The organism is Pseudomonas sp. S49 (assembly GCF_009866785.1).
GTDB lineage: Bacteria > Pseudomonadota > Gammaproteobacteria > Pseudomonadales > Pseudomonadaceae > Aquipseudomonas.
Map to the genome: position 1 here is coordinate 3,715,045 of NZ_CP019432.1, position 25,723 is coordinate 3,740,767.

Here is a 25,723-nt window from a genome sequence, read left to right on the forward strand (position 1 = left end):
CAGCACTGTGCTGGATGCCGGGAGCTTGACCATGCTGGATTACTTTGCGCTAGGGGTTTTGGTGTTTGCCGGGCTCGTACTGTTTTACGGGATCATCGTGTTGCACGACATTCCCTATGAGATTGCCGTTCATCGTAAACACCCGCATCAGGATGCGATCCATGCCACTGGCTGGGTTAGTCTGTTCACGCTGCATGCGCTCTGGCCTTTCCTGTGGATCTGGGCGATGGCCTATCGAGAAGATCGCGGCTGGGGTTTCGGTGACGGTAAATCCGTGCAAAACCATGTCGTTCGCCTGGAGCAACAGGTGGTCGAACTGCAAGGACGCCTCGAACGACTCGAAGCGCTGAATGCCACTGCTCCCCACAACCGGGAGGGCTGAACACCATGGATCTGCTCCTTATCCTGACTTACGCCGCGATCTGCGTCGCAGTATTCAAGATCTTCCGTATCCCGCTGAACAAATGGACGGTGCCCACCGCCGTACTGGGCGGCATCCTGATGATCGGCGCCTTGATTTTTACCATGAACTACAACCATCCCTACTCTGAGGTGGCGCGCACGTACTTCGTGTCTGTGCCGGTGATTCCCATCGTCAGCGGCCAGGTGATCGACGTGCCGGTGAAGGGTAACGAGCCGCTGGAAAAAGGCGACGTGCTGTTTCGCATCGACCCTACGCCGTTTCAAAACCGGGTGAAATCGCTCAAGGCGCAATTGATCGCCGCCAAGGGTGATCGCTACCGGATCACCGAATTGATCCGACGCAACTTCGGCACCCAGCGCGAACTGGATGCGGCCATCGCCCGCACCGATGATCTGCAGGCGCAGCTGGACAACGCCCAGTTTGAGCTAGACAACACCACCGTTCGCGCGCCGAGCAAAGGCTTCGTCACTCACGTGTCCTTGCGGCCGGGGATGATGGCGAGCAAGTTGCCATTGCGTCCGTCGATGGTGTTCATTCCCGAGGAAGGCCAATATTTTGCCGCGTGGATGCGCCAGAACAGCCTGCTGCGCCTGACCGTCGGGGATGAGGCAGAAGTCGCGTTCGACGGCATTCCCGGCAAGGTGTTCGCCGGCCGGGTGAAAAACGTCATCGGTGTGATTGCCGAAGGCCAGGTGCAGCCTTCCGGCACACTGATCGGCTATACCGGTTCGCCGCCGGCCGGGCGTGTGCCGGTGATCATCGAAATCACCGATCCGGCCTTCGCCCAGTACAGCAAGCTGATGCCGGGCGGTGCTTACGGGCAGGCCGCGTTGTACAGTCAGCACTTCCATCACATTGGCACGATGCGCAAAATCCTCCTGCGTATGGCAGCATGGATGAATTACATTTTCCCTTTCCATTGACCTGAAGCCCAATCACGAGAGGCCCGCACTGAGTACTTACAGCACCCATCGACTTCCGCCCTTGCTGCGCCGTGTCCTGCGTCCGTTGCTTGATCCCTATCGACGTTACCGGCACGCGCGGCTGATCCATGCGGTGCGCGTGGCCCTCGGCTTGCTGGCAACGATCCTGCTGACCACCGGCATCAATCTGCCCCACGGCGAATGGGCCTCGGTGACCATGCTGGTGGTGATCGGCGGTTTGCAGCATCACGGCAACATCGGCAAAAAAGCCGCCGAACGCGCCACCGGCACCTTGATCGGTGCCGGCGTCGGTTTGCTGCTGGTGGCGCAGCAGGCGTGGCTTGGCATGCCGTGGCTGACGTATTTTGCGATGGCGGTGGTCTGCGGTTTCTTCTCTTATCACGCGATTGGCAAGGGTGGTTACACTGCCCTGCTCTCGGCGATTACCGTGTTCATTGTCGCCGGACATGGTGACAACCCGATCACCGACGGCTTGTGGCGCGGCGTCGATATTCTCATCGGGATTGCCCTCGCTCTGGCCTTCTCTTTTGCCCTGCCGCTCTACGCGGTGTATTCGTGGCGCTACAACCTCGCCGATGCCCTGCGTGATTGCGCTACGGTGTATGGGCGGATCATCGGCAGCCAACCGGTCAGCGCCGATGAGCATCTGAAATTAATGGGCCGTCTCGGCGCGGTGATGGTGCAGTTGCGTTCACTGATGCCGTCAGTGTCCAAGGAAGTGAAGATTTCCATGACCGAACTCGATGCCATCCAGCGCAATCTGCGCATGTGCATCAGCACGCTGGAGATCCTCGGCAACACGCGACCGGATGCCAACGATCCAGAAGCCATGGCGCATCTGCAATCAGCGCTAAAGGCCGAGCACCGGCAGATTCGCGTGCAACTGATCGGCATGGCCCGGGCGTTGAAAACCGGCGCTTCGCAACGCCTGGACAAGCCACTGGAGTTGCCGGAAGCCAACCTCGATGCGCCGGTTTACAGCACGCTGGATGGCTACCGACTGCTAACCCGGCAACTGGTGGCGAACATCGGCGAGATGCGCCAGCGCCTGGCGAAAACCGCGCCGCACTGGAACATCTGAGGGTTACTGCGCGGCCAGCCGCCGGGACTTCAGGCCCCAGCCCTGTTGCATGCCGGCGGCGGCCAGCAGGATTGCCGCGACACCGACCCATTGCAGGGTTTCCAAGCGATGGCCGAACGCGAACCAATCGACGAAGATCGCCGCAATCGGGTAGATGAACGACAATGCGCCGGTCAATGCGGTCGGCAATTTCTGGATGGCGCCGTACAGCAGCACATACATCAGGCCGGTGTGAACGATGCCCAGCGTCACCAGACTGGCCCAGGCACTCGGTGCTTGCGGCAATGCGCTGAAATGCGCGAACGGCGCCAGCAGCAAAATTCCGGTGCACACCTGAATCAGCGCTATCAGATGCGGTGGCGTGCCGGTCAGGCGTTTGATGATCAGCGCGGCAATCGCATAGAGAAACGCCGCACCCAACGCCAACGCAATGCCCATCAGATAGTCGTTGCCGCTCTCGCCCTGAGTTCCGTGGGCACCGACGATCGCCAACATGCCCGTGAAGGAAATCGCCAGCCAGAACAGCTTCTGCAGGGTGATTTTTTCGCCGAGAAACAGCGCCGCCAACCCGACCAGCATAAACGGCTGCACGTTGTACACCGCCGTGCCAATGGCAATCGAGGCGCGGGAGTACGAGGCAAACAACAACACCCAGTTACCGACAATCGCCATCCCGCTCAGCACTGCGAGCAGGAATGTGGTGCGGGTCAGAATGCCCGGGCGCAGAAAGCCGAAAGCGGCACAGATCAGCAGCAAGGTGCCGGCCCCGAATACACAGCGCCAGAACACCACGTCGAGCACCGGTTGCCCGGAGACCAGCACGAACCAGCCGATTGTCCCGGATATCAGCATGGCAGCGGTCATTTCGAATGAGCCGTGACGGAGTGTGTTGTCCATCATCTATCTCCTGAGTGTGTGTGAAAAGTATGTCAAGCGAACACGCAAACGCTCCAGAGCAAAAAGCAGGCTAAACTCGCAATCTGCCTTTTTTATCGTGGGTAGTTTTCATCAATTGCCTAATGCTGGAGTTTTTTCATGACTGACGATATTGATCAGATCCTCATCGGCGCATTGATGGAGGATTCACGGCGCTCGCTCAAAGCCCTGGCACAAATCAGTGGACTGTCGTCACCAAGCGTGGCCGAGCGTTTGCGTCGACTGGAAGAGCGCGGTGTGCTCAAGGGCTATACCGTGGAGATCGACCCGAAATGCTTTGGCTACCAATTGCAGGCGATCGTACGGGTACGCCCGCTGCCGGGGCAGTTACAGGAGGTGGAGCGGCAGATCCTGTCGATTCCCGAATTCACCGAGTGCGACAAGGTGACGGGCGAGGATTGTTTTATCGCGCGCTTGCATGTGCGCTCAATGGAACAGCTGGACACCCTGCTCGACCGCCTCAATACCTTGGCCGAAACCAACACCGCGATCGTCAAGAAGACGCCGGTGAAGCGTCGTTTGCCGCCGATGGCCTAAGTGCTTTTTCCACACGTTCGGCGTAGATTGAAGTTTTTCCGGCGAAGGATTGGCGGTATGAAAGTTAAGGCAATGATGCTGATGGCATTAGTGTTGAGTGGTTGCGGGACAGTGCAGACGGTCGTGCGCGACGACCAGGTTGCCATAGACGATTTGAAATCGAACAAATCCTATTGCGGGGCGGTACCACGAATCTACAGCGGCGTGATGTATGACTTCTGCAGTCTGCATGCACCGATAGACGAAGGTAACAAGTACAACGCAGCCCTGCCCGGCTGGGCGATTGATGCCGTGGCTTCCGGGGTGCTCGACACCTTGTTGCTGCCCTACACCATTTACAAACAACAGACTGACGGCAGCATCGTTATCAACTGAATAGTCCCGGGCACGGGACAGAACCGCTTTCCTGCAGACAACAAAAAACCCGCCGAAGCGGGTTTTTTGTTATTTCACAGCCAGCGATCAGTCGTCGCGGCTCATGATGCCGAAGATCTGCAACAAGCTGATGAACAGGTTGTAGATCGATACATACAGGCTGATGGTCGCCATGATGTAGTTACGCTCGCCGCCGTGGATGATGGCGCTGGTCTGGAACAGGATGCACACGGACGAGAACAGCACGAAACCTGCGCTGATCGCCAGTTGCAGGCCGCTGACCTGGAAGAAGAAGCTTGCCAGCGTTGCACCCAGCAACACGAAGAAACCAGCGGTGATGAAACCACCGAGGAAGCTCATGTCCTTGCGGGTGATCAGCACGTAGGCCGACAGACCACCGAACACCAGCGCGGTCATCGCGAACGCCGAGCTGACCACTTCAGCGCCGCCCTGCATGCCCAGGTAACGGTTGAGGATCGGGCCGAGCAGGAAACCCATGAAACCGGTCAGCGCAAAAGCGGACACCAGGCCCCACGCGGAATCACGGAGTTTGTTGGTGAGGAAGAACAGCCCGTAGAAGCCGATCAGCACCACGAAAATGTTCGGGTAGCCAACACGCATCTGCTGGGCAACAAAAGCCATGACGCCGCTGAATGCGAGGGTCAGAGCCAGTAGGCCGTAAGTGTTGCGCAGGACGCGGCTAACCTCTAGCTGCTCAGCCTGCACGCTGTTATTAACTGCGTAATCCTGTTCGCGCATGGCGACACTCCTGTTGGTTTGAAACGTTCAGTCGCAAAGATCATAACAGACGCTCTGTAACAAGCCATGCAGAGAGTTTGACAGTGTGTTTCATTCAGGTATTATGGCGCCCGCAACGCAACGGAGGTGTGGCCGAGTGGTTTAAGGCAACGGTCTTGAAAACCGTCGACTGTAACAGGTCCATGAGTTCGAATCCCATCGCCTCCGCCATATTTGGTACCGACAAAGCCCTGATTATTCAGGGCTTTGTCGTTTCTGGCGTTCTGAAAAATTTCTGTCGTGCCAGATGCGTTCCCGCCTGTGAGTTGTAAAGGACTCCCACTGCGCCGTCCCACAAATCAGGCTGTTTTCCGAGGCTATAGGTCGGTGATTACACGTCACGAATGCCTACCGCGGCGCCTCGACCTATAACGTCGTTCAGATCGGCAACGGGAATCTGCTGGGCACTATCAGCAGGTCAATCTTCAACTTCGAAAGTGATGAGGTGAAGGTGTGCAACGGCCCATCAGCCCTCAATTCCTGTGGAGACGCTGTGCCCCTATAGGTTCAAAAACAGCTCACTGGCTTTGCATTGCGAACTCGTACGCTTTGAAAATCTTCTCTGCGGCGCCGTATCACAATTCAAGAGCCAGAGAATGAACATACGTTCATCGAAAACAAGGCTCGATGCGTCTAGGCTGCGGGTTCCGACATAGTGACTACAGGAGTAACCCACCATGTTCTCGCACGAAAGCGTCCCGCTAATCATCATCTTTGTCATCATGCTCATAGGCGTGCTTACGGCTTTTTTGCACCCGGTGCATGCGCTCTTTAGCTGGCTTCGGAGGCGCAGAGAAAGATCGACCGTCAAGATCGCAAAAGACATGAATTCGCGCTGAATCCTTCCATTAAGGGCCCGGATGCGTCTGGGCTTTTCCCGCCTGAGAAGAAGAAAAAAACACAGCACAACAGACCGTTATTGCTTTAAGCATTCTGCTCTTCCTTGGCGTCATTCTTGAAAGTGTCCTGAAACACGGCAAATATCGGCCAGCCGCCGGCAAACAGCTCGTCAAAATTGCAGTCACTCAACCGACGTTTTTTTCTTGTACTCGACCAACACGATCGTCATTACCTGCGCGGGAGCAAGGAGCAAGACCTGATCCTCGCCAGCGTATTCAACCCGCCCAAGCGCGGGGATGAGCGGCATAATCTCAATGACAGCCTAGGATCGGCATACTGAAGCACAGCTGGCCGCGCGCCTGACTGTCAATAACAAGGAGTTCACTTTGCGCAAGGATTACCTGGCATTTTTCACCTCGCTGTTCCTCTCGCGACTAGCGGATCAGATTCTATTGTTCATCGTGCCGTTGGTGGTGTTCCAGACTACCAACAGTGCTTCCTGGGCGGGTTTGGCGTTTTTCGTCGAATCGCTGCCGCGCTTTCTCGCGTTTCCGCTGTGCGGAGCCCTGTGCGACAAGTTTTCGCCGATCAGGATTCTGCACATCAGCCAGGTTTACCGTGCGCTGCTTTGTCTGCTGGCAGTAGGCATGTTTGCCCTCTTCGGCGGTATCGCCTGGGTCGTCGTGCTGTCAGCGCTATGCGGCGTACTGACCACTCAGGGCATCATGGCCCGAGAGGTGCTGATGCCACACATTTTCCAACACTACAGCTACACCAAGACCTTGTCCTATTCGCAGATCGCCGATCAGACCGGGCTGGTGCTCGGGCCGCTGGTGGCTGCATTGCTGTTGGAAGTCTGGGCGTGGCATTGGGTGGTGCTGTGGGTCGCCGGGCTCTTCCTGCTGGCGGACCTGAGCATGCTGGTCTGGCAACGCCTCAGCCGCATCACGCTGGAAGTGTTCGAGCAGCATCAGGACATCTGGCTGCAACCGCTGCGTATCGCTTTTGGTCACATCCGCGAGCTGGCGGAACTGAAGAAAATCATCCTGCTGGCGGTTGGGGTCAACCTGATCGTCGGCGTCACTCTCGCTACTTCGGCAGCGATGGTGATCGGCGAGTTCAGTGCCGGCAAGGATGCCTATGCCGGGCTACAGGCAGCGGGCGCGGTGACCACCATCATCATTCTGTTCTTCCTCGCACGGGTTGAACTGCCGCAACGGATACTCGGCGGGCTCGCTTATTCAATGATTGCCGCAGGTGCGCTGGTCAGCGCCCTGAGTCCGAATCTGGCCGGCTATGTGCTGGGATTCCTGCTGATCGTCGGCTTCGACAAGATGTTCAACATCTACATGCGCAGCATCCGCCAGCGGGTGATTCCGGCCAAGGACTTCGGCAAGACCGTGGGCGTGATCACCTTGCTCAACAACCTCTCGCAACCTTTGGCGGGGTTGCTGGTGGCGTTGCTGGCCTCAAGCGTGGGTACGCAAGGGGTGATCCTGATTCTGGCCGTGCTGACTATGCTGCTGGGTGCCGTAGCGGTATGGTGGTTTGCCGTCAGCAGAGGAACCCTGAATGCCGAAGAATCCACCGCCCCCTGAAAACAAAGCTACCGCCGCCGACATCGAGCGCTCGATCCAGGCTTTAAACAAAATGGCCGAGCGCCTCTGGGGCGAAGGTCGAGAGGCCGAGGCCAAAGCCCTGCTCGATGCGCTCGATGCGTTGAACCGGGCGCTCGATCGAATCAGGATTGGAGAAAGTCGCCGAGCGGCGACTCTCCATTGAGCCAAGGGCCTAAGGCTTGAGGATCAGCAACGGCTCACCCTTCTTGACGATGTAAGTCGCCAATTCCGAACCCTTGTCCGCACCCACGTTTTTGGCGACATGCGCCACACCTTGCGGAATGAACAACGAATCCCCCGCTTTCAGCGTCACCGGCGCCCTGCCCTCCAGTTGATATTCGAAAGTACCGCTGATCACATACGCGACCTCAACACCGGGATGCGCGTGTCTTGGCGAGGTCACGCCCGGTTCGAAATCGACGCGTGCCTGAATCACTTCGCGCTCGGCGGCCCCGAGATCCTGGCGAACCAGGTCCGTGCGGCTCAAGCCTTGTTGCCAACTCTTGGCCGGTGCGTCAGCCGCATGGGTGATGCCGATCATTGAAGCGAGTATCGCGGCGCTGGCCAGTAACAGTGGACGATGCATGGTGTTGCCCTCTCGAACGTAGTGGTGTGGTGGCCTCTACTTTGAGCGGGTCATGTAGGGAGGATGTGTCGTAAACCCCGGGTTTATTGTTCACGTGTGTATCCACGGCAGATTGATACACGCTTATACAAAGGTTTCTCTGGCTAGCGGCTGCGCCAACAGCCATGCCCTGAAGGCGACGATTTTCTTCACCTGTGCCGTTTCACGCGGCGTCACCAGATAAAAACCCAATTGATCTTTCAAGCGCAGATCGAAGGGTACGACCAGACGCCCGGCCCGCAGATCGTCTTCGACATAGGTCGAGCGGCCAATGCATACGCCCTGCCCGTCAACCGCTGCCTGCACCGCCATCATCGCCAGATCGAAGGTCAACCGTGGTCCCTCGGCCAACTGCAGCGGTTGGCCCGCAGCGCTTAGCCAGGTGCTCCAGTCAGTGGCCGTCACGCCGCTGACTTGCAGCATTGTGTGCCTGGCCAGATCTGCGGGCGTGCTCAGCGTCTTCGCCAATGCGGGGCTGCACACCGGAAAGATTTCATCGGACATCAAAAAGTCGGCCTGCAAGCCCTTCCAGTCACCACGCCCGTAACGAATCGCCGCATCGATAGTGCCCTTGCGAAAATCGACCAGCTCAGTGGACGCACTGATCCGCACATCGATATCGGCAAACGCCTGCTGAAAGGACGGCAGTCGCGGCAGCAACCACTTCGATGCCACGGACACCAGGGTGCTGATAGTCAGTACGCTTTTGTGGCGTCCTTCAAGCAATTGCTCAGTCGAATAGCGCAGCTCCTGAAACGCCGCACGAATGCCCGGCAGATAGGCCTGCCCTTCTTCGCTAAGCGCCACCCCCTCGGCGAGTCGCAGAAACAAATGAACACCCAGCTCCGCTTCGAGTCGACGAATCTGGTGGCTGACAGCCGTTTGGGTGACGTTGAGTTCTTCGGCAGCCTTGGTAAAACTCATGTGCCGGGCAGCGGCTTCAAAGGCTCGCAATCCGTTGAGTGAGGGCAGTGAAACAGTCATGGAGTTGATGGTACTCATGAGATTTTGTCATACGCTAGCACCGTAAATGACCTTTGCGAAAGCTGCGCGGGTAAACGATTGTGGCGCCTCTCACATTGCCAGGAAGTGCCATGAAACTGTATTTCGCGCCGATGACTTGCTCGCTTTCCCCGCATATTGTGCTGCGGGAACTGGGTTTGCCCTTCGAACTGGTTCGCGTCAACAACCACAGCAAACGCACCGCCGACGGGCGTGACTTTCAAGAGATAAACCCGAAGGGCTATGTCGCCGCGCTGTTACTGGATAACGGTGAGGTACTGACGGAAGGCCCGGCGATCCTGCAGTTTCTGGTCGATCAGGTGCCCGGCAACAAACTGGCGCCCGCGCTGGGCACCTGGGAGCGCACGCGTCTGCAGGAGCATCTGAACTTCATCAGCTCGGAGATTCATGGTGGTAGTGCACCGCTGTTCAATGCCGACATCGCGCAATCGGTGAAAGCGATCTTCCGGGACAGGCTGTTCAAGCGCCTGGACTACCTGAATCGGCAACTGGCGAATCAGGACTACCTCACCGGCACATTCGGCATCGCCGATGCCTATCTGTTTACCGTACTGACGTGGCTGCCAGTCTTCTACATCGACATCTCAGCCTGGCCCGCCCTTGCCGCCTATAGTCGTCGCATCGCCGCCCGCCCCTGCGTAATTGCAGCGACGGCGGCGGAAGCAGCGACGCTGCCGGTCTGAACATCATCAGGGCATCGAGCGGGCCATCTCGTCCCTGAAGCTGTAAACTGCCGCGATCTTCACTCTCTCAAACAAGGGATCAGCATGGCCAACCAAGACATCATTTTCACTCCGGACCCGGACGCAGACTCGATCTCTTCGGACGTCACCACGTTCAACGGCATCATGGTCTCCACGCAAATCCCGACCCGCGCCGACGGCAGCCTGGAACTGGGCGATATCACCCTGCAAAGCGAATGCACCCTGCAAGCACTGAAGCTTGCGCTGGAACGTGCCGGCAGCTCGATGGATCGGGTGATGCACTTGACCATTTACCTGACCGACATGGCCGATCGCGCCGCATTCAATGAGGTTTACAAACGTTTCTTTGCCAAGCCGTGGCCGGTGCGTGCGGCAGTGGGTGTGGCCTCGCTGGCGGTTGAAGGAATGCGTGTGGAAGTGACTGCGATGGCGGCCAAGGCCTGACCTCACACCGCCAAACCCTGTGGGAGCGAGCCTGCTCGCGAAGGCTTCAGTTCAGGCGCCATTGATGCTGAATGTGATGGCCCCTTCGCGAGCAGGCTCGCTCCCACAGGGGGTTGTGCAGTGTCAGCTGCCATCGGGCAGCACAGGCGTGCCGGGCGCGCGTTTCACGGGTAGAATGCGCGCCTAACCGTGACAGCCTGACTAAAAAAACTATGTCCTTGCCCAAGCATCATCTGGAATTGCTCAGCCCTGCCCGCGATGTGGCCATCGCCCGTGAGGCGATCCTCCACGGCGCTGACGCCGTGTACATCGGCGGCCCAAGCTTCGGCGCGCGCCACAATGCCTGCAACGAAGTCGGCGAAATCGCCGAACTGGTGGAATTTGCCCGCAAGTATCACGCGCGCATCTTCACCACCATCAACACCATCCTGCACGACAACGAACTGGAGCCGGCGCGCAAGCTGATCCATCAGTTGTACGACGCTGGTGTCGACGCGCTGATCGTTCAGGATCTGGGCGTGATGGAGCTGGACATTCCGCCGATCGAGCTGCACGCCTCGACCCAGACCGACATTCGTACGCTGGAGCGGGCGAAGTTCCTCGATCAGGCCGGTTTCTCGCAACTGGTATTGGCCCGTGAGCTGAACCTGCAGGAAATCCGTGCGATCGCCGACGAAACCGACGCTGCCATCGAATTCTTCATCCATGGCGCGTTGTGCGTGGCCTTCTCCGGCCAGTGCAACATTTCCCACGCGCAGACCGGGCGCAGCGCCAACCGTGGCGACTGCTCGCAGGCCTGCCGCTTGCCGTACACCCTGAAAGATGAAAAGGGTGGCGTGATCGCCTACGAAAAACACCTGTTGTCGATGAAAGACAACAACCAGAGCGCCAACATCCGCGCATTGGTTGAAGCCGGTGTGCGTTCGTTCAAGATCGAAGGTCGCTACAAGGACATGGGCTATGTGAAAAACATCACCGCCTATTACCGCCAGCGCCTCGACGACGTGCTCGAAGACCGCCCGGATCTGGCCCGTGCCTCCAGCGGCCGCACCGCGCACTTCTTCCTGCCGGACCCGGAAAAGACTTTCCACCGGGGTAGCACCGATTACTTTGTCACTGATCGCAAGATCGACATCGGCGCCTTCGACTCGCCTACCTTCACCGGTCTGCCAGTGGGCACAGTCGAGAAAGTCGGCAAACGCGACATGCAGGTCGTCACCCAGGAGCCGCTGTCCAACGGCGACGGCTTGAACGTGCTGGTCAAACGCGAAGTGGTCGGTTTCCGCGCCAACATCGCCGAAGCAAAAGGTGAATTCGAAGAAGACGGCGAGAAGCGCTACCGCTATCGCGTCGAGCCGAACGAGATGCCCGAAGGCCTGTACAAGCTGCGCCCGAATCATCCGTTGAATCGCAACCTCGATCACAACTGGCAGCAGGCGCTACAGAAGACCTCTTCGGAGCGTCGCGTGGCCCTGAGCTGGGTCGCTCGTCTGCGTGAAGAACAGCTGGAAGTGACCGCCACCAGTGAAGAAGGCATCAGCGCCAGCGTCACCCTCGCCGGTCCGTTCGGTGTGGCCAACAAGCCTGAGCAAGCGCTGGAACAATTGCGCGATCTGCTCGGCCAGCTCGGCACCACGCAGTACCACGCCACCGATATCAAACTGGATGCGCCACAGGCGTTCTTCATCCCCAACTCGCAGCTCAAATCCCTGCGCCGTGAAGTGATCGAGAACCTGACCGCCGCCCGTGTCGCCGCTCACCCGCGTGGCGGCCGTAAAGCCGAAACCAGCCCACCGCCGGTGTACCCGGATTCGCACCTGACGTTCCTCGCCAACGTCTACAACCAGAAGGCGCGCGACTTCTACCACCGTCATGGCGTCAAGCTGATCGACGCGGCGTACGAAGCTCACGAAGAGCCGGGCGAAGTGCCGGTGATGATCACCAAGCACTGCCTGCGTTTCTCCTTCAACCTGTGCCCGAAACAGGCGAAAGGCGTGACCGGCGTGCGCACCAAAGTTGCGCCGATGCAGTTGATCCACGGCGATGAAGTGCTGACGCTGAAGTTCGATTGCAAGCCGTGCGAAATGCACATCATCGGCAAGATGAAAGGCCACATCCTCAACCTGCCGCAACCGGGCAGCGTGGTCGGCCATATCAGTCCTGAAGACCTGATGAAAACCATTCCGCGCGCACCGCACTGAGTGGACGGCGTGCGCGGTGCTTCGGCGCCGCGCACACCTTCTTTACCAAGCCTGGCCAAATCGCAGGCATAAAAAAACGCCAACTTCTTGCGAAGTTGGCGTTTTTTCGAATATGGCAGGGGCGGCTGGATTCGAACCAACGCATGGCAGGATCAAAACCTGCTGCCTTACCGCTTGGCGACGCCCCTACTGCTCTTTCCAGCTACTCCGTTAGGTTCGCTGTGAGAACGGGGCGCAATTTACCAAGGTTTTTCCGCTTTGTGAAGCGCGGAATGAAATATTTTTTGTTTTAAAACAGCGACTTATTATTTTGGCCTGAATCAGGTCCAGGCTGAGTCGGTTTATCGCTGTGTATCACACTGTGTACGAACCCCACCGCGACACATCGACTTTCGATAAAGCCGTTCTTCGACACAGCCCAGATACGTCTCCGCGCTCAAATGCACTCAAGGTTTCAGGTGTTCATTCAGAACCCTTGGCCAAAGGCTCGCAAAGGAGACGTCACCATGAAGATGGCACTGCACATCCGCAAAACCGCGTTCGGTTTGTCGATTCTGGCTTTGTCGTTGTTCGCTTTTGGCAGCGCTCAGGCGCAAACCGCTGAACCCGCCGCCGCCAGCTATTCCGCGCCCTCGCCCTTCGGCCCGCTCAAACATGTGAAGGCCGGCGTACTCGACGTGGCCTACGCCGAAACCGGCCCTGCCGATGGCCCGGTGGTGATCCTGTTGCACGGCTGGCCCTACGACATTCACAGCTACGACGAAGTCGCGCCGTTGCTCGCAGCCAAGGGTTATCGGGTGTTGATGCCGTATGCGCGGGGTTATGGCGATACGCAGTTCCTTTCGAAAGACACCCTGCGCAATGGCCAACCGGCGGCGCTGGCCAGTGACGTCATCGACTTCATGGACGCGCTGAAGATCAAGCAAGCGGTGCTCGGCGGTTATGACTGGGGTGCGCGTTCGGCAGGCATCGTTTCGGCGTTGTGGCCGGAACGGGTGAAAGCGCTGGTGTCGGTCAGCGGTTATCTGATCGGCAATCAGGCCGCCGGGCAGAACCCGCTGCCGCCCAAGGCGGAATTGCAGTGGTGGTATCAGTTCTACTTTGCGACTGACCGTGGCCGTGCCGGGTATGAGAAGAACACCCACGACTTCGCCAAATTGATCTGGCAGACCGCTTCGCCGCAGTGGAAGTTTGATGACGCCACGTTCGACCGCAGCGCCAAGGCGCTGGAGAACCCCGATCATGTCGACATCACCGTGTTCAATTACCGCTGGCGGTTGGGCCTGGTTCAGGGCGAGGCGAAATACGCCGCGCTGGAGCAGAAACTCGCCACCGCGCCGTCGATCAGCGTGCCGACCATTACCCTTGAAGGCGACGCCAACGGTGCGCCGCATCCGGCGCCGGAGGATTACGCCAAGCGCTTTACCGGCAAGTATCAGTTCCGTTTGATCAATGGCGGGACTGGGCACAACCTGCCGCAGGAAGATCCGCAGGCGTTTGCCAAAGCCGTGATCGACGCCGATCACCTGTAGAAACAAAAAAGCAGTCAGCCGCAATGGCTGACTGCTTGATTATTTGAGGGTGGAGGGATGGTCACTTTTTGCAGATGCTTTGCCTGAACGGACGCCATCGCGAGCAGGCTCACTCCTACATTTGAAATGCGTTCCCCTTGTAGGAGTGAGCCTGCTCGCGATCACGCCCGACCACACACCCTCAATCCCAACTAACGTGCACGATCACTCGGTTGGCACAACCAGATCCAACGCTTTGTTCACCGCCAACTCCCCCAACATGACCACTTGCGCAATACCCAGCAGGGTATGGCGGTTCGATCCCTCCAGCACCCCGGCAAAATTGCCGAGCATAACCGTGGCAGACGCGAGGGAACCGCTGGCATTACTCAGCAAAGACTCGACGTCGGATTGCGGGTTAACCATGAACATCGTGCTGGGCGTATAGGGTGTGGCCATGATCGCGGCAGGCAACAGGTAATGGTCAAGCGCACGCTCTGCCGCTTCGTGAAGCTTTCTTGAATTGGGCGATGCGTACGGGGATACCAGGTCGGTGACCGGTGGTTCGGGTGGCTGAGACATCTGCTGAAACTCCAGACAAGAACCGTTTTGCGGCTCTTTGATCGAAGGCGTGAAGCGCCGCGATTACGGACGCTTCTGTGCAATGAGGGAGCGAGCCCCTCACCCATCTGCACCGCGACTAGTGCGGCAAGCGCTGGTTATCCAGGACTCGACCGACCACCAGTTCGCTGAGCATGATCACCTGTTGCAGGATCAGCATCTTTTTGCGCTGTGAAGGGTCAATCGAATCGGCGAGTTCACGGGCCATGTCAGTGGCTGAGGACAATGTTTCAGTGGCTTCGACGAGCAGGGTTTCGTTATCAACCGTGGGGTCGATGAGGTAGATCTTGCCGGTTTTGCGGGTGGGGATTGAAGTCTTCAGCGCCGAGGGATTGAGGTAGAAGTTGATCGCGCGGTCGGTGGCCTCTTTGATGTTTCGAGGTTCGAGTGCGGCGTCGTAGGGGATTGGATCGGTTTCTGGCGGGTTTGGCGTAATTTTGAACATAGATGACACTCGCTTAGCAAAAAATAAGGAGCCATCACTCACGCTACCAAACGAGGTGGTGACCATTGCGCAGGTTGGTAGACCGGTCTAAGCGAGTAAACCCCGGCGCTCCCGAAGGAGCCCCACGCATGGCCACCATATAAAACCGAGCCCCGAAAAGAGACTGCATATAGCGGCGCATAACGCTTAGAAAACGGGCTACCAAACCCGATCACTGTTTTGCAGTGACAGGGAAACGATACAGCCCGCCTCAAGGCGCGTAAGCCGGCGGATTCTGGCGTACGCGTAGGCAACGGCGCAAGGTGTTGTAGCCGTTATGGCGTAACAGTGCGTGTAAGTTAAACGTGTGTGGGTGATGGTATTTAAGAGCCCCTCACCCTAGCCCTCTCCCAGAGGGAGAGGGGACTGACCGAGGTGTTTGGGGGAGGTACGCCGACGTGGGATATTGAGGTGAATTCAGGTGGGTGACGGCTGGTGTTATTTGACCAGCCGTTTTTCTTTGGAGGGTCTGTAGCCGAAATACGAGCTGTAGCATTTGCTGAAATGGCTTGGGGAAACGAAGCCGCACGCTACGAGCACTTCCACTTGTGACAGCTCCGTGTGTTGCAGCAAACGCCGCGCTTCGGTGATGCGCAGTTCCAGGTAATAGCGCTGCGGCGTGGTGCCCAGTTGCTCCTTGAACAAGCGCTCCAACTGGCGACGTGAGCGCCCCGCGTACACGGCCAGTTGCTCCAGCTCCAGCGGTTCCTCCAGATTGGCATCCATCAGTTTCACCACTTCACGCAGCGGCGCACTGACGCAGAGGTTTTCATCCGGTTTGATCCGGCGGTAGCGCGATTCCTCAAAAGCCAGAATGTCTTCGATGCCTTCGACCAAGGCTTTGCCGTGCAGGCTTTTTATCCAGTCGAGTGCCATGTGAAAGGCCCCGGACGGACTCGAAGCCGTCAGCCGGTCGCGATCGATCACGTAAGGCTCACTGCTGACGTGGGTGGCTTTGGCGATCTCGGTCAGCGCCGGGCGGTGTTCCGGGTGGATCGCGCAGCGATAGCCGTCGAGCAGCCCGGCCCGGCCGAGAAACCACGAACCGTTCCACAACCCGGCCAGACCGATGCCCCGCTCCGCCGCAGCCTTGAGCAAATGAATGAACTCATCACTCGCGCGCAGTTCGGTGCGATACCCGCCACACACTACCAGCAGATCCAGTTGCTGAAGCGCGGCCAAATCCAGACGTGCATCGGGCCGGATCACCAGCCCAAGATCACTGATGACTTCGCCGTCGCCCAAACCAAACGTGCGCGAAGAAAACAATCCTGGGCGCAGCAGATTAGTAGTGACAACGGTGTCCAGCGCCTGGGTAAAAGCCGGCAGTGAAAAGTGTTCGAGCAGCAGAAAACCGGTGCGGGTCAGGCGCGTGTCATCCGCGCCTTGCTCATTCAGATAGCGGAGGTTTTTCCCCTTCATGCCTCCGCTGAATTGCCGTCGTTCGATCAAGTTCGGGTCCATCGGTCATGTTGTTGTGCGCCGATAGTTGGCTCGAATGGCGTCAGAGTCAATCACCTGTCGTTGACCGCACCCCCAGCCGATCGATCAACGGGTCATGCTGCGCCATCACCTCGACAATCCAGTCGATGAACACTCGCAGTTTCAGGCTGACATGGCGGTTCGGTGGATACGCGATGTAGAGCGGCATCGACTCGAGTTTCCAGTCCTCGAACAGCGGCACCAGTTCGCCGCGCGCCTCGTGTTCGGCAGACATGTATTTGGGCAGCCACAGCACGCCCAGGCCCGCCAGACCTGCCGCGAGGTAGGCATTACCATCATCGACCGCGAGCACGTGACGGCCTTTGATTTGCAGGTTTTCACTGGCGTTGTGCAAGGCATACGGCACCGGTTTGCCGGTACGTGCCCAGAGGAAACCGACCACCCGATGATGGCTGCCTTCCAGCTCCCGTGGATGCGCAGGTGTGCCCGCGCGTGCCAGATATTGCGGTGCGGCGAATACACCCAACTGCAGATCGGCGACCTTGCGCGCCATCAGCGACAAGTCCATAAGCTCGCCACCGCGCACCACGCAATCGACATTCTCATCAATAATGTCGACGATGCGGTCGCTGACGCCCATGTCGATCTGGATATCCGGATAACGCGCGTGAAACTCAGGCAGGGCCGGCACCAGAATCAGCCGTGCCAGCGGACTCGGTACGTCCACGCGTAGCCGCCCCTTGGGCAACGCCGCCGCGCCGGGCAGGCTGGTTTCGGCGTCGTCCATATCCGCCAGCAACTTAATCACTCGCTCGTAATAAACCGCGCCATCGGTGGTGACGTTGACCTTGCGCGTTGTGCGGTTGAGCAGCTTGACCCGCAGCCGTGCCTCCAACTGTTGAACCAGTTGCGTCACGGTGGTTTTGCTCATGTGCAGGGTTTCGGCGGCTTTGGTGAAACTTCCGGCCTCGACCACCCGGGCGAACGCCTGCATTGCGTCAAAACGGTCCAAGGTGCGCCCTCGATTGTTTGGATTTCACAAACAGTGAACGCCAAGCTTGCGCGTTTATCGCCCGTCTGCAAATACCTACAGTGGCTCCATCAACTCACTGATGGAGACACACCATGACCCAGCGCGATGTTGTTTTCCCCCCTGCCCGCCGCGCCCTTTACGAGCGCCATCGTTATTCGCCGGCGGTGCGTTCCAACGGTTTTCTGTTTGTTTCGGGACAAGTCGGCAGCACCGAGGACGGCACGCCCGAGCCGGACCTGGAGAACCAGGTGCGTCAGGCTTTCACCAATTTGAATGCAATCCTCAATGAAGCCGGTTGCACGTTCGACGACGTGGTCGACGTCACCGTGTTCATCGTTGATCCGCAGTCGAAGTTCGAAACTATCTGGAATCTGGTGCTGACGGAATTTTGGGGCGAGGCGCCGCACCCGACTGCCACCGCGATTGGTGTGACGTGGCTGTATGGCTTTGATTTCGAGATCAAGGTGATCGCCAAACTGCCGTAAATATCCGGACACACCCATTCGTTTGCCATTTCAGAGGTCGTCTGCTTGCATGCTGTCCCACATCAGCATTCAGATCAGGGAGACGATCGATGAACATTTTGGTGGTCGGTGCCAGCAAGGGCTTGGGTAGAGCTTTGATTGATGGTTTGGGGAACGCGGGAGACACGCTGATCGGTGTTTCCCGCACGCGCCCCGAGGACTTGATCGTCGATGCCGAGCGCAACGTACGCTGGGTAGAGGCCGACCTGATGTTTGCGGCGAAAGCGGCGCATACCATTGAGCAGGCAGTCGCCAAGGATGGTCTGGATACATTGATTTACAACCTCGGCATCTGGGAAACCTTGGCCTTCGATCCAGCCTATGCGCTTCTCGATTCCCCGGACGAGGAAGTGCAAGCCATCGTCAGTTGCAACATCACCTCAACAATCCTGCTGATCAAACGTCTGCTCCCTCTGCTGCTGAAAAGCGCCCAACCCAGAATCATCCTCACCGGATCAACCTCGGGCCTGTCACAAAGCGGGCGCCCGGAAGTCGCTTTCGGCGCCTCGAAATTCGCCCTGCGCGGGATCGCCGATACGTTGCGCGAAGGCTACCGACATCAACGTCTGGCGGTCACCTGCCTTAACCTGGTGTATCTGAACACCGAGGACCCGCTGAGCACCCCGCTAGATCTGGCAGCACAGCGTGGCGAGGGTCAGCTGATTCCAGTGCACGATGTCGTTCAGGTGGTGCACATGATCCTGAGTCTGTCCTCGGCCAGCTACGTCAAAGAGCTCACGCTGCCGGCGATACTCGACGAACGCTTTTGACCACTCAGGCCTTGATGGCGCTGGCCTTTGCGCGTGGGAATACGTATAACCTCGCCGATTCGTCTACCCTCACGTAGCGCCCTGATTCAGCTCTTCACACTTTTTGACGCTCACGAAACGGAGAATTCCATGCTCAAACGAACACTGGCACTGACCGCCGGCCTGGCCCTGTCCTTTTCGACTTTGATGGTGCAAGCCGCCGACGTTTTGCGCGTCAGCGCGATTCCCGATGAAGCGCCGACCGAACTGCTGCGCAAATTCGAGCCGCTGGGTGCCTATCTGGAGCAGCAACTGGGCATGAAGGTGCAGTTCGTGCCGGTGGCCGATTACCCGGCAGTGGTTGAAGCCTTGGCGACCGATCGCCTCGACATGGCCTGGCTCGGCGGTTTTACCTTTGTGCAGGCGCGTTTAAAGACTGATGCAACGACGCCAGTCATTCCGCTGGTTCAGCGCGAACAGGACGCGCAGTTCACGAGCAAATTCATCACTGCTGACCCGAACGTGAAAAGCCTGGCGGATCTGAAAGGCAAGACCTTCGCTTTCGGTTCGGTGTCGTCGACCTCCGGCAGCCTGATGCCGCGTTACTTCATGCTGAAAAACGACAACATCAAGCCTGAGGCGTATTTCAGCCGTGTCGCCTACTCCGGCGCGCACGATGCCACCGTGGCCTGGGTGCAGGCCGGCAAGGTCGACGCCGGTGTACTGAACGCCAGCGTCTGGCAGAAACTGGTCGACGCCGGCAAGGTCGACACCACCAAGGTCAAAGTCTTCGCCACCACGCCGACCTACTTCGATTACAACTGGACCGTGCGCGGCACCCTCGATCCGGCTCTGGCGGCGAAGATCAAGAAAGCCTTCCTCGATCTGGACCCGGCCAACCCTGAGCAAAAGAAGATTCTTGATCTGCAAGCCGCCAGCCGTTTTATCGACACCAAGCCTGAGAACTACAAGGGCATCGAGGAAGCCGCCCGCGCTGCCGAACTGCTGAAATGACCCTGAGCCTCAACCAGGGCAGCCTGCGCCACGCCAATGGAGTCGACGCCCTGCGCGGTGTCGACTTGCAGATTGGCGTTGGCGAACAGGTCGCCATCATTGGCCCGTCCGGGGCTGGCAAATCGAGTTTGCTCAACCTGCTGGCCACCGCGTTGCGGCCCAGCAGCGGTGAAATTGAAGTGTTGGGTGAACGCGCCTGGCACTTGTCCGCCCGCCAACGCCAACGCCTGCGTGCGCGAATCGGTCTGGTGCATCAGGCACCGCCGTTGCCGCCACGTCAGCGCGTGATCACAGCGGTGCTGGCCGGTAAGCTCGGCCAATGGAGTCTGGGCAAAAGTCTTCTGAACCTGTTGCATCCACTGGATGTGGCGGGTGCGCGCGCGGCGTTGGCGCGGCTGGATCTGGGCGACAAGTTGTTCGCGCATTGTCAGCAACTGTCTGGCGGCCAGTTGCAACGCGTCGGGATTGCCCGGGTGTTGTATCAGGCGCCGGAGATTCTGCTGGCTGATGAACCGGTGTCGGCGATGGATCCGGTGATGGCCGGGCACACCCTGTCGATCCTTTCGCGCCACGCTCGCGAGCACAACGTCACGCTGGTGGCGAGCCTGCACGCGGTCGATCTGGCGCTGTCGCACTTCCCACGAATAATCGGTCTGCGCGACGGGCAGGTTCTGTTCGACAGCCCTTCCGCTCAAGTAAGCCATGAAATGCTCGATGCGCTGTACGCCAACGAAAAACTGCAATCGCCGACCGCTGCAGTGGCGCCTCTGACTGTGCAGATCCCCCGATGCTGAAAGCCGATTCACGGGATCCCGCGGCGTGGCCACGGCTGTTGCTGACGCTCTTGGCGATTGCCTTGCTGTGGCCGGGCATTCAGCTCAGCGAACTGAATCTGGGCGTGCTGCTGCCCGACAGCCAGAATGAAATGGGCCGTTTTGTCGCGCAATTCTGGCCACCTGCACACGACCAAGCGTTTCTCCAATTACTGCTCAAAGCCACCCTGCAAACCTTGGCCATCGCCACCGCCGGCATGGCATTGGCGCTGTTGTTGGCGATACCCGCAGGGCTGATTGCCAGTCGCGCGCTGTCGCTGTCCGCTGCCTCGCGCGGTGGCGTACCGAGCCGACTGGGACGCCTGCTGCGCTGGCCGGTACGCGGGCTGCTGATTTTTTTGCGCAGCGTGCCGGAAATCGTCTGGGCGCTGTTGTTTGTCCGCGCCGTCGGGCTGGGACCGGCGGCCGGTGTGCTGGCCATCGCCATCACATACAGCGGCATGCTCGGCAAGGTCTACGCGGAGATTTTCGAATCCACTGATCAGCGTCCGGCACACGCGTTGTTGCAGGCCGGCAGCGGCCGGTTGGCGGCGTTTGCTTACGGCACGTTGCCCAATGTCGCGTCGGAGCTGCTGTCGTATACGGTCTATCGCTGGGAATGCGCGATCCGCGCATCAGTGGTGATGGGGTTTGTTGGCGCCGGAGGCTTGGGTCAGCAGATCGACCTGTCGATCCGCATGTTCGCCGGCGGTGAAGTCGCCAGTATTCTGCTGTGCTTCCTGATTCTGGTGTTGGCCGCCGATCAACTCAGCCGCTTGCTGCGCTGGAGGTTGACATGAATCGCCTGCTCAACCTGCTGCTGATCGCGGGCATTGCGCTGGCGGTTGTCGCTTCCTTCGTTTATCTGGGGCTGGATCTTGGCGAACTGGGCAGCGCCACCAGCCTCAAGCAGATGGGCGCGTATGTGCAGCGCTTTCTGAGCCCGGATCTGTGCGCCGATTACCTCAAGGCAATCTTCCACGGTTCGCTGGAAACGTTGGCCATGTCGGCCCTCGGCACCCTGCTCGCCGCCGTGTTCGGCATCGCCCTGGCGCTGCCCGCCGCCGGGCGTTTCGGCTGGCCGCTGCAAAGTGCCTCGCGCTTGCTGCTCAACGCCTTGCGGGCGATTCCGGAACTGGTCTGGGCGGCGCTGATGGTGCTTGCCGCCGGCCTCGGCCCGAACGCCGGCACCCTCGCCCTCGCCCTGCACACCACCGGCGTGCTTGGCCGGTTGTTTGCCGAAGCTCTGGAAAATACGCCGCCGCAACCGGCCGAAGCCATTCGTTTGCAGGGCGGCAATCCGCTCCTTGCCTTCTGTTACGGCACGCTGCCGAACCTTGCGCCGCAACTGCTCGCCTACATTCTGTATCGCTGGGAAAACAACATCCGCATGGCCAGCGTGCTGGGTTTTGTCGGTGCCGGCGGGCTTGGGCAGATGCTCTATGTGAGTCTCAGCCTGTTTCAGGAAGCGCAGGCGAGTACGGTGATTCTGGCAATGCTGGTGCTGGTGTTTGTGGTCGACTGGCTGAGTGCGTGGAGTCGTCAGCGCTGGGTCAAGGCCTGATGCACGGGCCGGCGGGTGGATATCTGGCAAAAGCTGATTATGCTTCAGGAAACCTGGCAGCGATGCGAGGCGGTCAGACTGTGCAAGTTTCACGCGAGAGCAGTTGCGGCATACGCCACAAGGCCAGAGTGCGATAAGCGGTAACGGGGGACTCCGGCCTACGACAATAAGCACGACGGAGAACACCCATGCCCACAATCGACACAGCATCCACCGGCAGTCCACCGCGCAGCGGCGGCATCACCAAGGAGGAGCGCAAGGTCATCTTCGCTTCGTCCTTGGGCACGGTTTTCGAGTGGTACGACTTTTACCTCTACGGCTCACTGGCGGCGATCATCGCCAAGCATTTCTTCGCCGGCGTCAACGAAACCACCGCGTTCATCTTTGCCCTGCTCGCCTTTGCCGCCGGCTTCGCGGTGCGGCCGTTCGGGGCGATCGTGTTCGGCCGGCTCGGTGACATGATCGGACGCAAACACACATTCCTCATCACCATTGTCATCATGGGCATCTCGACAGCCATTGTCGGTATATTGCCTGGCTACGCGACCATAGGTGTCGCCGCCCCCGTCATCCTGATCACCCTGCGTCTATTGCAAGGCCTGGCGCTCGGTGGCGAGTATGGCGGGGCTGCGACCTACGTGGCCGAACACGCGCCGCGCAACAAACGCGGGTTCTTCACCTCGTGGATTCAAACCACTGCGACGCTTGGCCTGTTCCTTTCGTTGCTGGTGATCCTCGCCTGCCGCACCGCACTGGGCACCGAAGCCTTCGAAGCGTGGGGCTGGCGGATTCCGTTTCTGCTGTCGATCCTGCTGCTGATCGTCTCGGTGTACATTCGCCTGCAACTGAGCGAATCACCGGTGTTCCAGAAGATGAAGGCCGAAGGCAAGGCGTCGAAAGCGCCACTGACCGAGTCCTTCGCGCGCTGGGACAACCTCAAAGTGGTGATCATGTCGCTGCTTGGCGGCACGGCCGGGCAAGCGGTGGTCTGGTACACCGGGCAGTTCTATGCGCTTTTTTTCCTGCTGCAAACGCTGAAGATCGACCCGCAGACCGCCAATCTGCTGATCGCCGGTTCACTGCTGATCGGCACGCCGTTCTTCGTGATTTTCGGCAGCCTCTCTGATCGTATCGGGCGCAAGCCGATCATCATGGTCGGCTGCATTCTGGCGGCGCTGACCTACTTCCCGATCTTTCATGCGCTGACCCAATACGGTAACCCCGACGTGTTCATCGCCCAGGAGAAGAACCCGGTCAAAGTCATCGCCAATCCTGACCAGTGCTCGTTCCAGTTCGACCCGGTGGGCAAGGCCAAATTCACCAGTTCCTGCGACCTGGCGAAGACCTTGCTGGCAAAACGGGCGATTCCCTATGAGAACGTGATTGCGGAGCCGGGCACCGTCGCGCAAGTGCGCATCGGTGACAAAGTCGTCGAGAGTTTCGAAGGCAGCGCCCTGCCAGCCGCCGACTTCAAGACGCGCAATGATGCGTTCACCGCGACCCTCGGCACAGCACTCAAGGAGGCCGGTTATCCGGAGAAAGCCGACCCGGCGAAAACCAACTACCCGATGGTCCTGCTCCTGCTCACCGTGCTGGTCATCTACGTAACCATGGTCTACGGCCCGATTGCGGCGTGGCTGGTCGAGCTGTTCCCGACCCGTATCCGCTACACCTCGATGTCGCTGCCGTATCACATTGGTAACGGCTGGTTCGGTGGTTTCCTGCCGACGGTGGCGTTCGCCATGGTCGCCGCCACGGGGGATATCTATTACGGGCTGTGGTACCCGATCGTGATCGCGGTGATGACGGCGGTACTCGGCACGTTCTTCCTGCCGGAAACCAAGGATCGCGACATTCTCAAGGACTGAAAACCGTCAGCGCGCCCTCTCGCGGGAGGGCGCCATTCGGCACAACCCGGCAAAAATATCGAACGCCTGCCGCACTGCCTGCCTCCAATGTTTACACCACTGGAGGTCACCAATATGAACAGCGACGATAAAACCCCGAACGCCCCGCCCACCGATACGTCCGGCAAACCGGTGAACGTAGTCGAGCGCGATCTTGAAGACCGGGACGATGACAGCGAAGCCGTGGATGAAGTCATCACGCCTTCGTCCACAAGGGTGAAGGAACAGGACGCCGAGACGCTGCAGCGCAAGATCGATGAGATAGAACGCAAAGTGGCCGACGGTAATTAGTGTTTTTTCAGGCGATCGCAACCGTCTGCTGGCTCTACCCCCTCACCCCAGCCCTCTCCCCCAAGGGGGCGAGGGGGAAAGGGAGCCGGTTTGTGTGCTTTTCAAATCTTGCGTTCAACTCGGTCTTTCAAGTCGGCGTAACTTGCACAAACAACGCGGTCAGCCCCCTCTCCCCACGGGGCGAGGGGGAAAGGGAGCCGGTTTGTGTGCTTTTCAAATCTTGCGTTCAGCTCGGTCTTTCAAGTCGACGGAACTTGCTCGAGCAACGCGGTCAGTCCCCTCTCCCCGCGGGGAGAGGGGGAAAGGGAGCCGATTTGTGTGCTTTTCAAATCTTGCATTCAGCTCGGTCTTTCAAGTCGGCGTAACTTGCACAAACACCTCGGTCAGTCCCCTCTCCCTCTGGGAGAGGGTTAGGGTGAGGGCTACTTCGCCAAGTTGAGTTTCACGGCCGCGCGAATCTGCGCAAGCGTCAAGGCGTTGCTCAGTGCTGCGCCGCTGGCGGTGTTGTCGAAAATACACCAGGTCGCCGCACCTGCAGCAGCCGCTGACTGCAAGGCTTGTGCGAGGTTTTGCAAGTAAAGTGAATCATAGGCGCTGTGGTAGATGCGCGGTGAACCGTGCAGGCGCCAATATCGGGTTCCTGCCCAGCCACTGGGCGCTGCATCACTGCTGATGCGCGAGGGATCGACGGCCGCTTGGGCGATCTGACAAGTCTTCAACATTGACTCAGCGCTGACCCACGATGCATGCCGTGGCTCAAGCACCACAGGGCCGGAAAACCGCTGACGCAACGTCGTGAAAAAGGCGTAGGCGCTGGCTTCTTCGAACACCAGCGATGGCGGCAATTGCACCAATAAGCAGCCCAGGCGCTCGCCCAACCCGCCGCACTCAGCCAGAAACTTGTCCAGCGCCACCTCGCAGCCTGCCAGGCGTAATTCATGGGTGATGTGTTTGGGCATTTTCACCGAAAAGCGAAAGGCCTCCGGTACGCCATCGGCCCAGCGCTCATAGGTTTGCCGACGGTGCGGGCGGTAGAACGAACTGTTGATTTCCACGCCGTTGAGGCGCCCGGCGTAGCGCTGCAAGTGCGAGCCTTCCACCGGAAATGCCGGCCAATGCTCACGCCCCAGACTCCAGCCTGCACAGCCAATGAAAATCAAAAACACACCTCCTCACCTGTATGCGCTGATCGTTCCCACGCGCAGCAAATGCAGCCCGT

General features: G+C 59.0%; 29 protein-coding genes and 2 tRNA genes. 21 read left to right on the forward strand and 10 right to left on the reverse strand.

The genetic code is table 11. The features are described from left to right. The first annotated feature begins 31 nt into the window (after positions 1–31). From PspS49_RS16310 to PspS49_RS16320, 3 genes are all read left to right on the forward strand, one after another. Positions 32–382, forward strand: a complete 351-nt coding sequence (locus tag PspS49_RS16310; RefSeq protein ID WP_038368661.1) for a DUF3302 domain-containing protein — start codon at positions 32–34, stop codon at positions 380–382. A 5-nt stretch (positions 383–387) separates the two neighbouring features. Further along, on the forward strand, positions 388–1,347 hold the full coding sequence (locus PspS49_RS16315) for an HlyD family secretion protein (protein ID WP_127928088.1): 960 nt from the start codon (positions 388–390) through the stop codon (positions 1,345–1,347). Between the two features lie 61 nt (positions 1,348–1,408). Then, positions 1,409–2,449, forward strand: a complete 1,041-nt coding sequence (locus tag PspS49_RS16320; protein ID WP_174245064.1) for an FUSC family protein — start codon at positions 1,409–1,411, stop codon at positions 2,447–2,449. Between the two features lie 3 nt (positions 2,450–2,452). On the opposite strand, the gene PspS49_RS16325 is transcribed toward PspS49_RS16320, so the two are convergent. Beyond that, entirely contained in the window at positions 2,453–3,346 is an 894-nt protein-coding gene (locus tag PspS49_RS16325; protein WP_160040393.1) for a DMT family transporter, read from the reverse strand. A gap of 138 nt (positions 3,347–3,484) precedes the next feature. On the opposite strand from PspS49_RS16325, the gene PspS49_RS16330 reads away from it, so the two are divergent. Together PspS49_RS16330 and PspS49_RS16335 are read left to right on the forward strand one after the other, a co-directional pair. Continuing rightward, positions 3,485–3,922 (forward strand): Lrp/AsnC family transcriptional regulator, encoded by a 438-nt coding sequence (locus PspS49_RS16330; RefSeq protein ID WP_064381847.1) that lies wholly within the window; start codon positions 3,485–3,487, stop codon positions 3,920–3,922. A 57-nt stretch (positions 3,923–3,979) separates the two neighbouring features. Further along, on the forward strand, positions 3,980–4,297 hold the full coding sequence (locus PspS49_RS16335) for a YceK/YidQ family lipoprotein (RefSeq protein ID WP_150775361.1): 318 nt from the start codon (positions 3,980–3,982) through the stop codon (positions 4,295–4,297). 87 nt (positions 4,298–4,384) lie between these two features. Here PspS49_RS16335 and PspS49_RS16340 read toward each other — a convergent pair whose 3' ends face one another. Further along, entirely contained in the window at positions 4,385–5,056 is a 672-nt protein-coding gene (locus PspS49_RS16340) for a Bax inhibitor-1/YccA family protein (RefSeq protein ID WP_007915443.1), read from the reverse strand. Positions 5,057–5,178: 122 nt separating this feature from the next. Between PspS49_RS16340 and PspS49_RS16345 the strand changes: the two genes are divergently transcribed. The 4 genes from PspS49_RS16345 (at position 5,179) to PspS49_RS16360 (ending at position 7,717) form a co-directional block, all read left to right on the forward strand. Further along, a tRNA-Ser gene (locus PspS49_RS16345) sits at positions 5,179–5,266 on the forward strand. Positions 5,267–6,110: 844 nt separating this feature from the next. Next, the gene (locus PspS49_RS16350) at positions 6,111–6,275 is read left to right on the forward strand and encodes an ectoine synthase (protein WP_224790123.1); all 165 of its coding nucleotides are present in this window, start codon (positions 6,111–6,113) and stop codon (positions 6,273–6,275) included. Between the two features lie 46 nt (positions 6,276–6,321). Beyond that, positions 6,322–7,533 (forward strand): MFS transporter, encoded by a 1,212-nt coding sequence (locus PspS49_RS16355; RefSeq protein WP_160040396.1) that lies wholly within the window; start codon positions 6,322–6,324, stop codon positions 7,531–7,533. After that, positions 7,508–7,717: a hypothetical protein gene (locus tag PspS49_RS16360; protein WP_160040399.1), complete on the forward strand. Its 210-nt coding sequence runs from the start codon at positions 7,508–7,510 to the stop codon at positions 7,715–7,717. Before PspS49_RS16355 ends, PspS49_RS16360 begins: the two co-directional genes overlap by 26 nt. 9 nt (positions 7,718–7,726) lie before the next feature. On the opposite strand, the gene PspS49_RS16365 is transcribed toward PspS49_RS16360, so the two are convergent. Together PspS49_RS16365 and PspS49_RS16370 are read right to left on the reverse strand one after the other, a co-directional pair. Further along, positions 7,727–8,140 carry a cupin domain-containing protein gene (locus PspS49_RS16365; protein WP_160040402.1) on the reverse strand — a complete coding sequence of 138 codons (414 nt, stop codon included), beginning with the start codon at positions 8,138–8,140 and terminating at the stop codon, positions 7,727–7,729. Between the two features lie 123 nt (positions 8,141–8,263). Continuing rightward, positions 8,264–9,163: a transcriptional regulator GcvA gene (locus PspS49_RS16370; RefSeq protein ID WP_174245125.1), complete on the reverse strand. Its 900-nt coding sequence runs from the start codon at positions 9,161–9,163 to the stop codon at positions 8,264–8,266. 110 nt (positions 9,164–9,273) lie between these two features. On the opposite strand from PspS49_RS16370, the gene gstA reads away from it, so the two are divergent. From gstA to PspS49_RS16385, 3 genes are all read left to right on the forward strand, one after another. Next, positions 9,274–9,885, forward strand: coding sequence for a glutathione transferase GstA (gene gstA, locus PspS49_RS16375; RefSeq protein ID WP_160040408.1), 612 nt, complete (start codon positions 9,274–9,276; stop codon positions 9,883–9,885). A gap of 84 nt (positions 9,886–9,969) precedes the next feature. Further along, on the forward strand, positions 9,970–10,350 hold the full coding sequence (locus PspS49_RS16380; RefSeq protein WP_127928194.1) for a RidA family protein: 381 nt from the start codon (positions 9,970–9,972) through the stop codon (positions 10,348–10,350). A gap of 212 nt (positions 10,351–10,562) precedes the next feature. Beyond that, positions 10,563–12,551 carry a U32 family peptidase gene (locus PspS49_RS16385; protein WP_160040411.1) on the forward strand — a complete coding sequence of 663 codons (1,989 nt, stop codon included), beginning with the start codon at positions 10,563–10,565 and terminating at the stop codon, positions 12,549–12,551. Positions 12,552–12,664: 113 nt separating this feature from the next. Here the strand turns inward: PspS49_RS16385 and PspS49_RS16390 are convergent. Next, positions 12,665–12,739 (reverse strand) — tRNA-Gln (locus PspS49_RS16390). 318 nt (positions 12,740–13,057) lie between these two features. On the opposite strand from PspS49_RS16390, the gene PspS49_RS16395 reads away from it, so the two are divergent. After that, positions 13,058–14,083, forward strand: a complete 1,026-nt coding sequence (locus tag PspS49_RS16395) for an alpha/beta hydrolase (RefSeq protein ID WP_160040414.1) — start codon at positions 13,058–13,060, stop codon at positions 14,081–14,083. 204 nt (positions 14,084–14,287) lie between these two features. Here the strand turns inward: PspS49_RS16395 and PspS49_RS16400 are convergent, their stop codons facing one another. The 4 genes from PspS49_RS16400 to PspS49_RS16415 form a co-directional block, all read right to left on the reverse strand. Continuing rightward, positions 14,288–14,644 (reverse strand): DUF6124 family protein, encoded by a 357-nt coding sequence (locus PspS49_RS16400; RefSeq protein WP_160040417.1) that lies wholly within the window; start codon positions 14,642–14,644, stop codon positions 14,288–14,290. Between the two features lie 118 nt (positions 14,645–14,762). Continuing rightward, positions 14,763–15,128 carry a hypothetical protein gene (locus PspS49_RS16405; RefSeq protein WP_123593384.1) on the reverse strand — a complete coding sequence of 122 codons (366 nt, stop codon included), beginning with the start codon at positions 15,126–15,128 and terminating at the stop codon, positions 14,763–14,765. 477 nt (positions 15,129–15,605) lie between these two features. After that, positions 15,606–16,631: a GlxA family transcriptional regulator gene (locus PspS49_RS16410; RefSeq protein ID WP_150751049.1), complete on the reverse strand. Its 1,026-nt coding sequence runs from the start codon at positions 16,629–16,631 to the stop codon at positions 15,606–15,608. A 46-nt stretch (positions 16,632–16,677) separates the two neighbouring features. Then, entirely contained in the window at positions 16,678–17,622 is a 945-nt protein-coding gene (locus PspS49_RS16415; protein ID WP_160040420.1) for a LysR family transcriptional regulator, read from the reverse strand. Positions 17,623–17,735: 113 nt separating this feature from the next. Between PspS49_RS16415 and PspS49_RS16420 the strand changes: the two genes are divergently transcribed. The 8 genes from PspS49_RS16420 to PspS49_RS16455 all read left to right on the forward strand — a co-directional run bounded on the left by PspS49_RS16420 (position 17,736) and on the right by PspS49_RS16455 (position 24,504). Beyond that, on the forward strand, positions 17,736–18,128 hold the full coding sequence (locus tag PspS49_RS16420; protein ID WP_150751047.1) for a RidA family protein: 393 nt from the start codon (positions 17,736–17,738) through the stop codon (positions 18,126–18,128). Positions 18,129–18,217: 89 nt separating this feature from the next. After that, positions 18,218–18,937 (forward strand): SDR family oxidoreductase, encoded by a 720-nt coding sequence (locus PspS49_RS16425; RefSeq protein WP_160040423.1) that lies wholly within the window; start codon positions 18,218–18,220, stop codon positions 18,935–18,937. A gap of 129 nt (positions 18,938–19,066) precedes the next feature. Then, positions 19,067–19,930, forward strand: coding sequence for a putative selenate ABC transporter substrate-binding protein (locus PspS49_RS16430; protein WP_160040426.1), 864 nt, complete (start codon positions 19,067–19,069; stop codon positions 19,928–19,930). Then, a complete protein-coding gene (locus PspS49_RS16435) occupies positions 19,927–20,724 on the forward strand; it encodes an ATP-binding cassette domain-containing protein (protein ID WP_160040429.1) in 798 nt (265 codons plus the stop codon). The genes PspS49_RS16430 and PspS49_RS16435 overlap by 4 nt, the downstream gene beginning before the upstream one ends. Beyond that, entirely contained in the window at positions 20,718–21,542 is an 825-nt protein-coding gene (locus tag PspS49_RS16440; RefSeq protein WP_160040432.1) for an ABC transporter permease subunit, read from the forward strand. Before PspS49_RS16435 ends, PspS49_RS16440 begins: the two co-directional genes overlap by 7 nt. Next, entirely contained in the window at positions 21,539–22,306 is a 768-nt protein-coding gene (phnE, locus tag PspS49_RS16445; RefSeq protein ID WP_160040436.1) for a phosphonate ABC transporter, permease protein PhnE, read from the forward strand. The genes PspS49_RS16440 and phnE overlap by 4 nt, the downstream gene beginning before the upstream one ends. A gap of 188 nt (positions 22,307–22,494) precedes the next feature. After that, positions 22,495–24,174, forward strand: a complete 1,680-nt coding sequence (locus tag PspS49_RS16450; protein ID WP_160040439.1) for an MFS transporter — start codon at positions 22,495–22,497, stop codon at positions 24,172–24,174. A 114-nt stretch (positions 24,175–24,288) separates the two neighbouring features. After that, positions 24,289–24,504, forward strand: a complete 216-nt coding sequence (locus tag PspS49_RS16455) for a hypothetical protein (protein ID WP_127928216.1) — start codon at positions 24,289–24,291, stop codon at positions 24,502–24,504. Between the two features lie 422 nt (positions 24,505–24,926). On the opposite strand, the gene PspS49_RS16460 is transcribed toward PspS49_RS16455, so the two are convergent. Next, positions 24,927–25,664 (reverse strand): DUF72 domain-containing protein, encoded by a 738-nt coding sequence (locus PspS49_RS16460; RefSeq protein ID WP_160042550.1) that lies wholly within the window; start codon positions 25,662–25,664, stop codon positions 24,927–24,929. Positions 25,665–25,723: the final 59 nt, after the last annotated feature.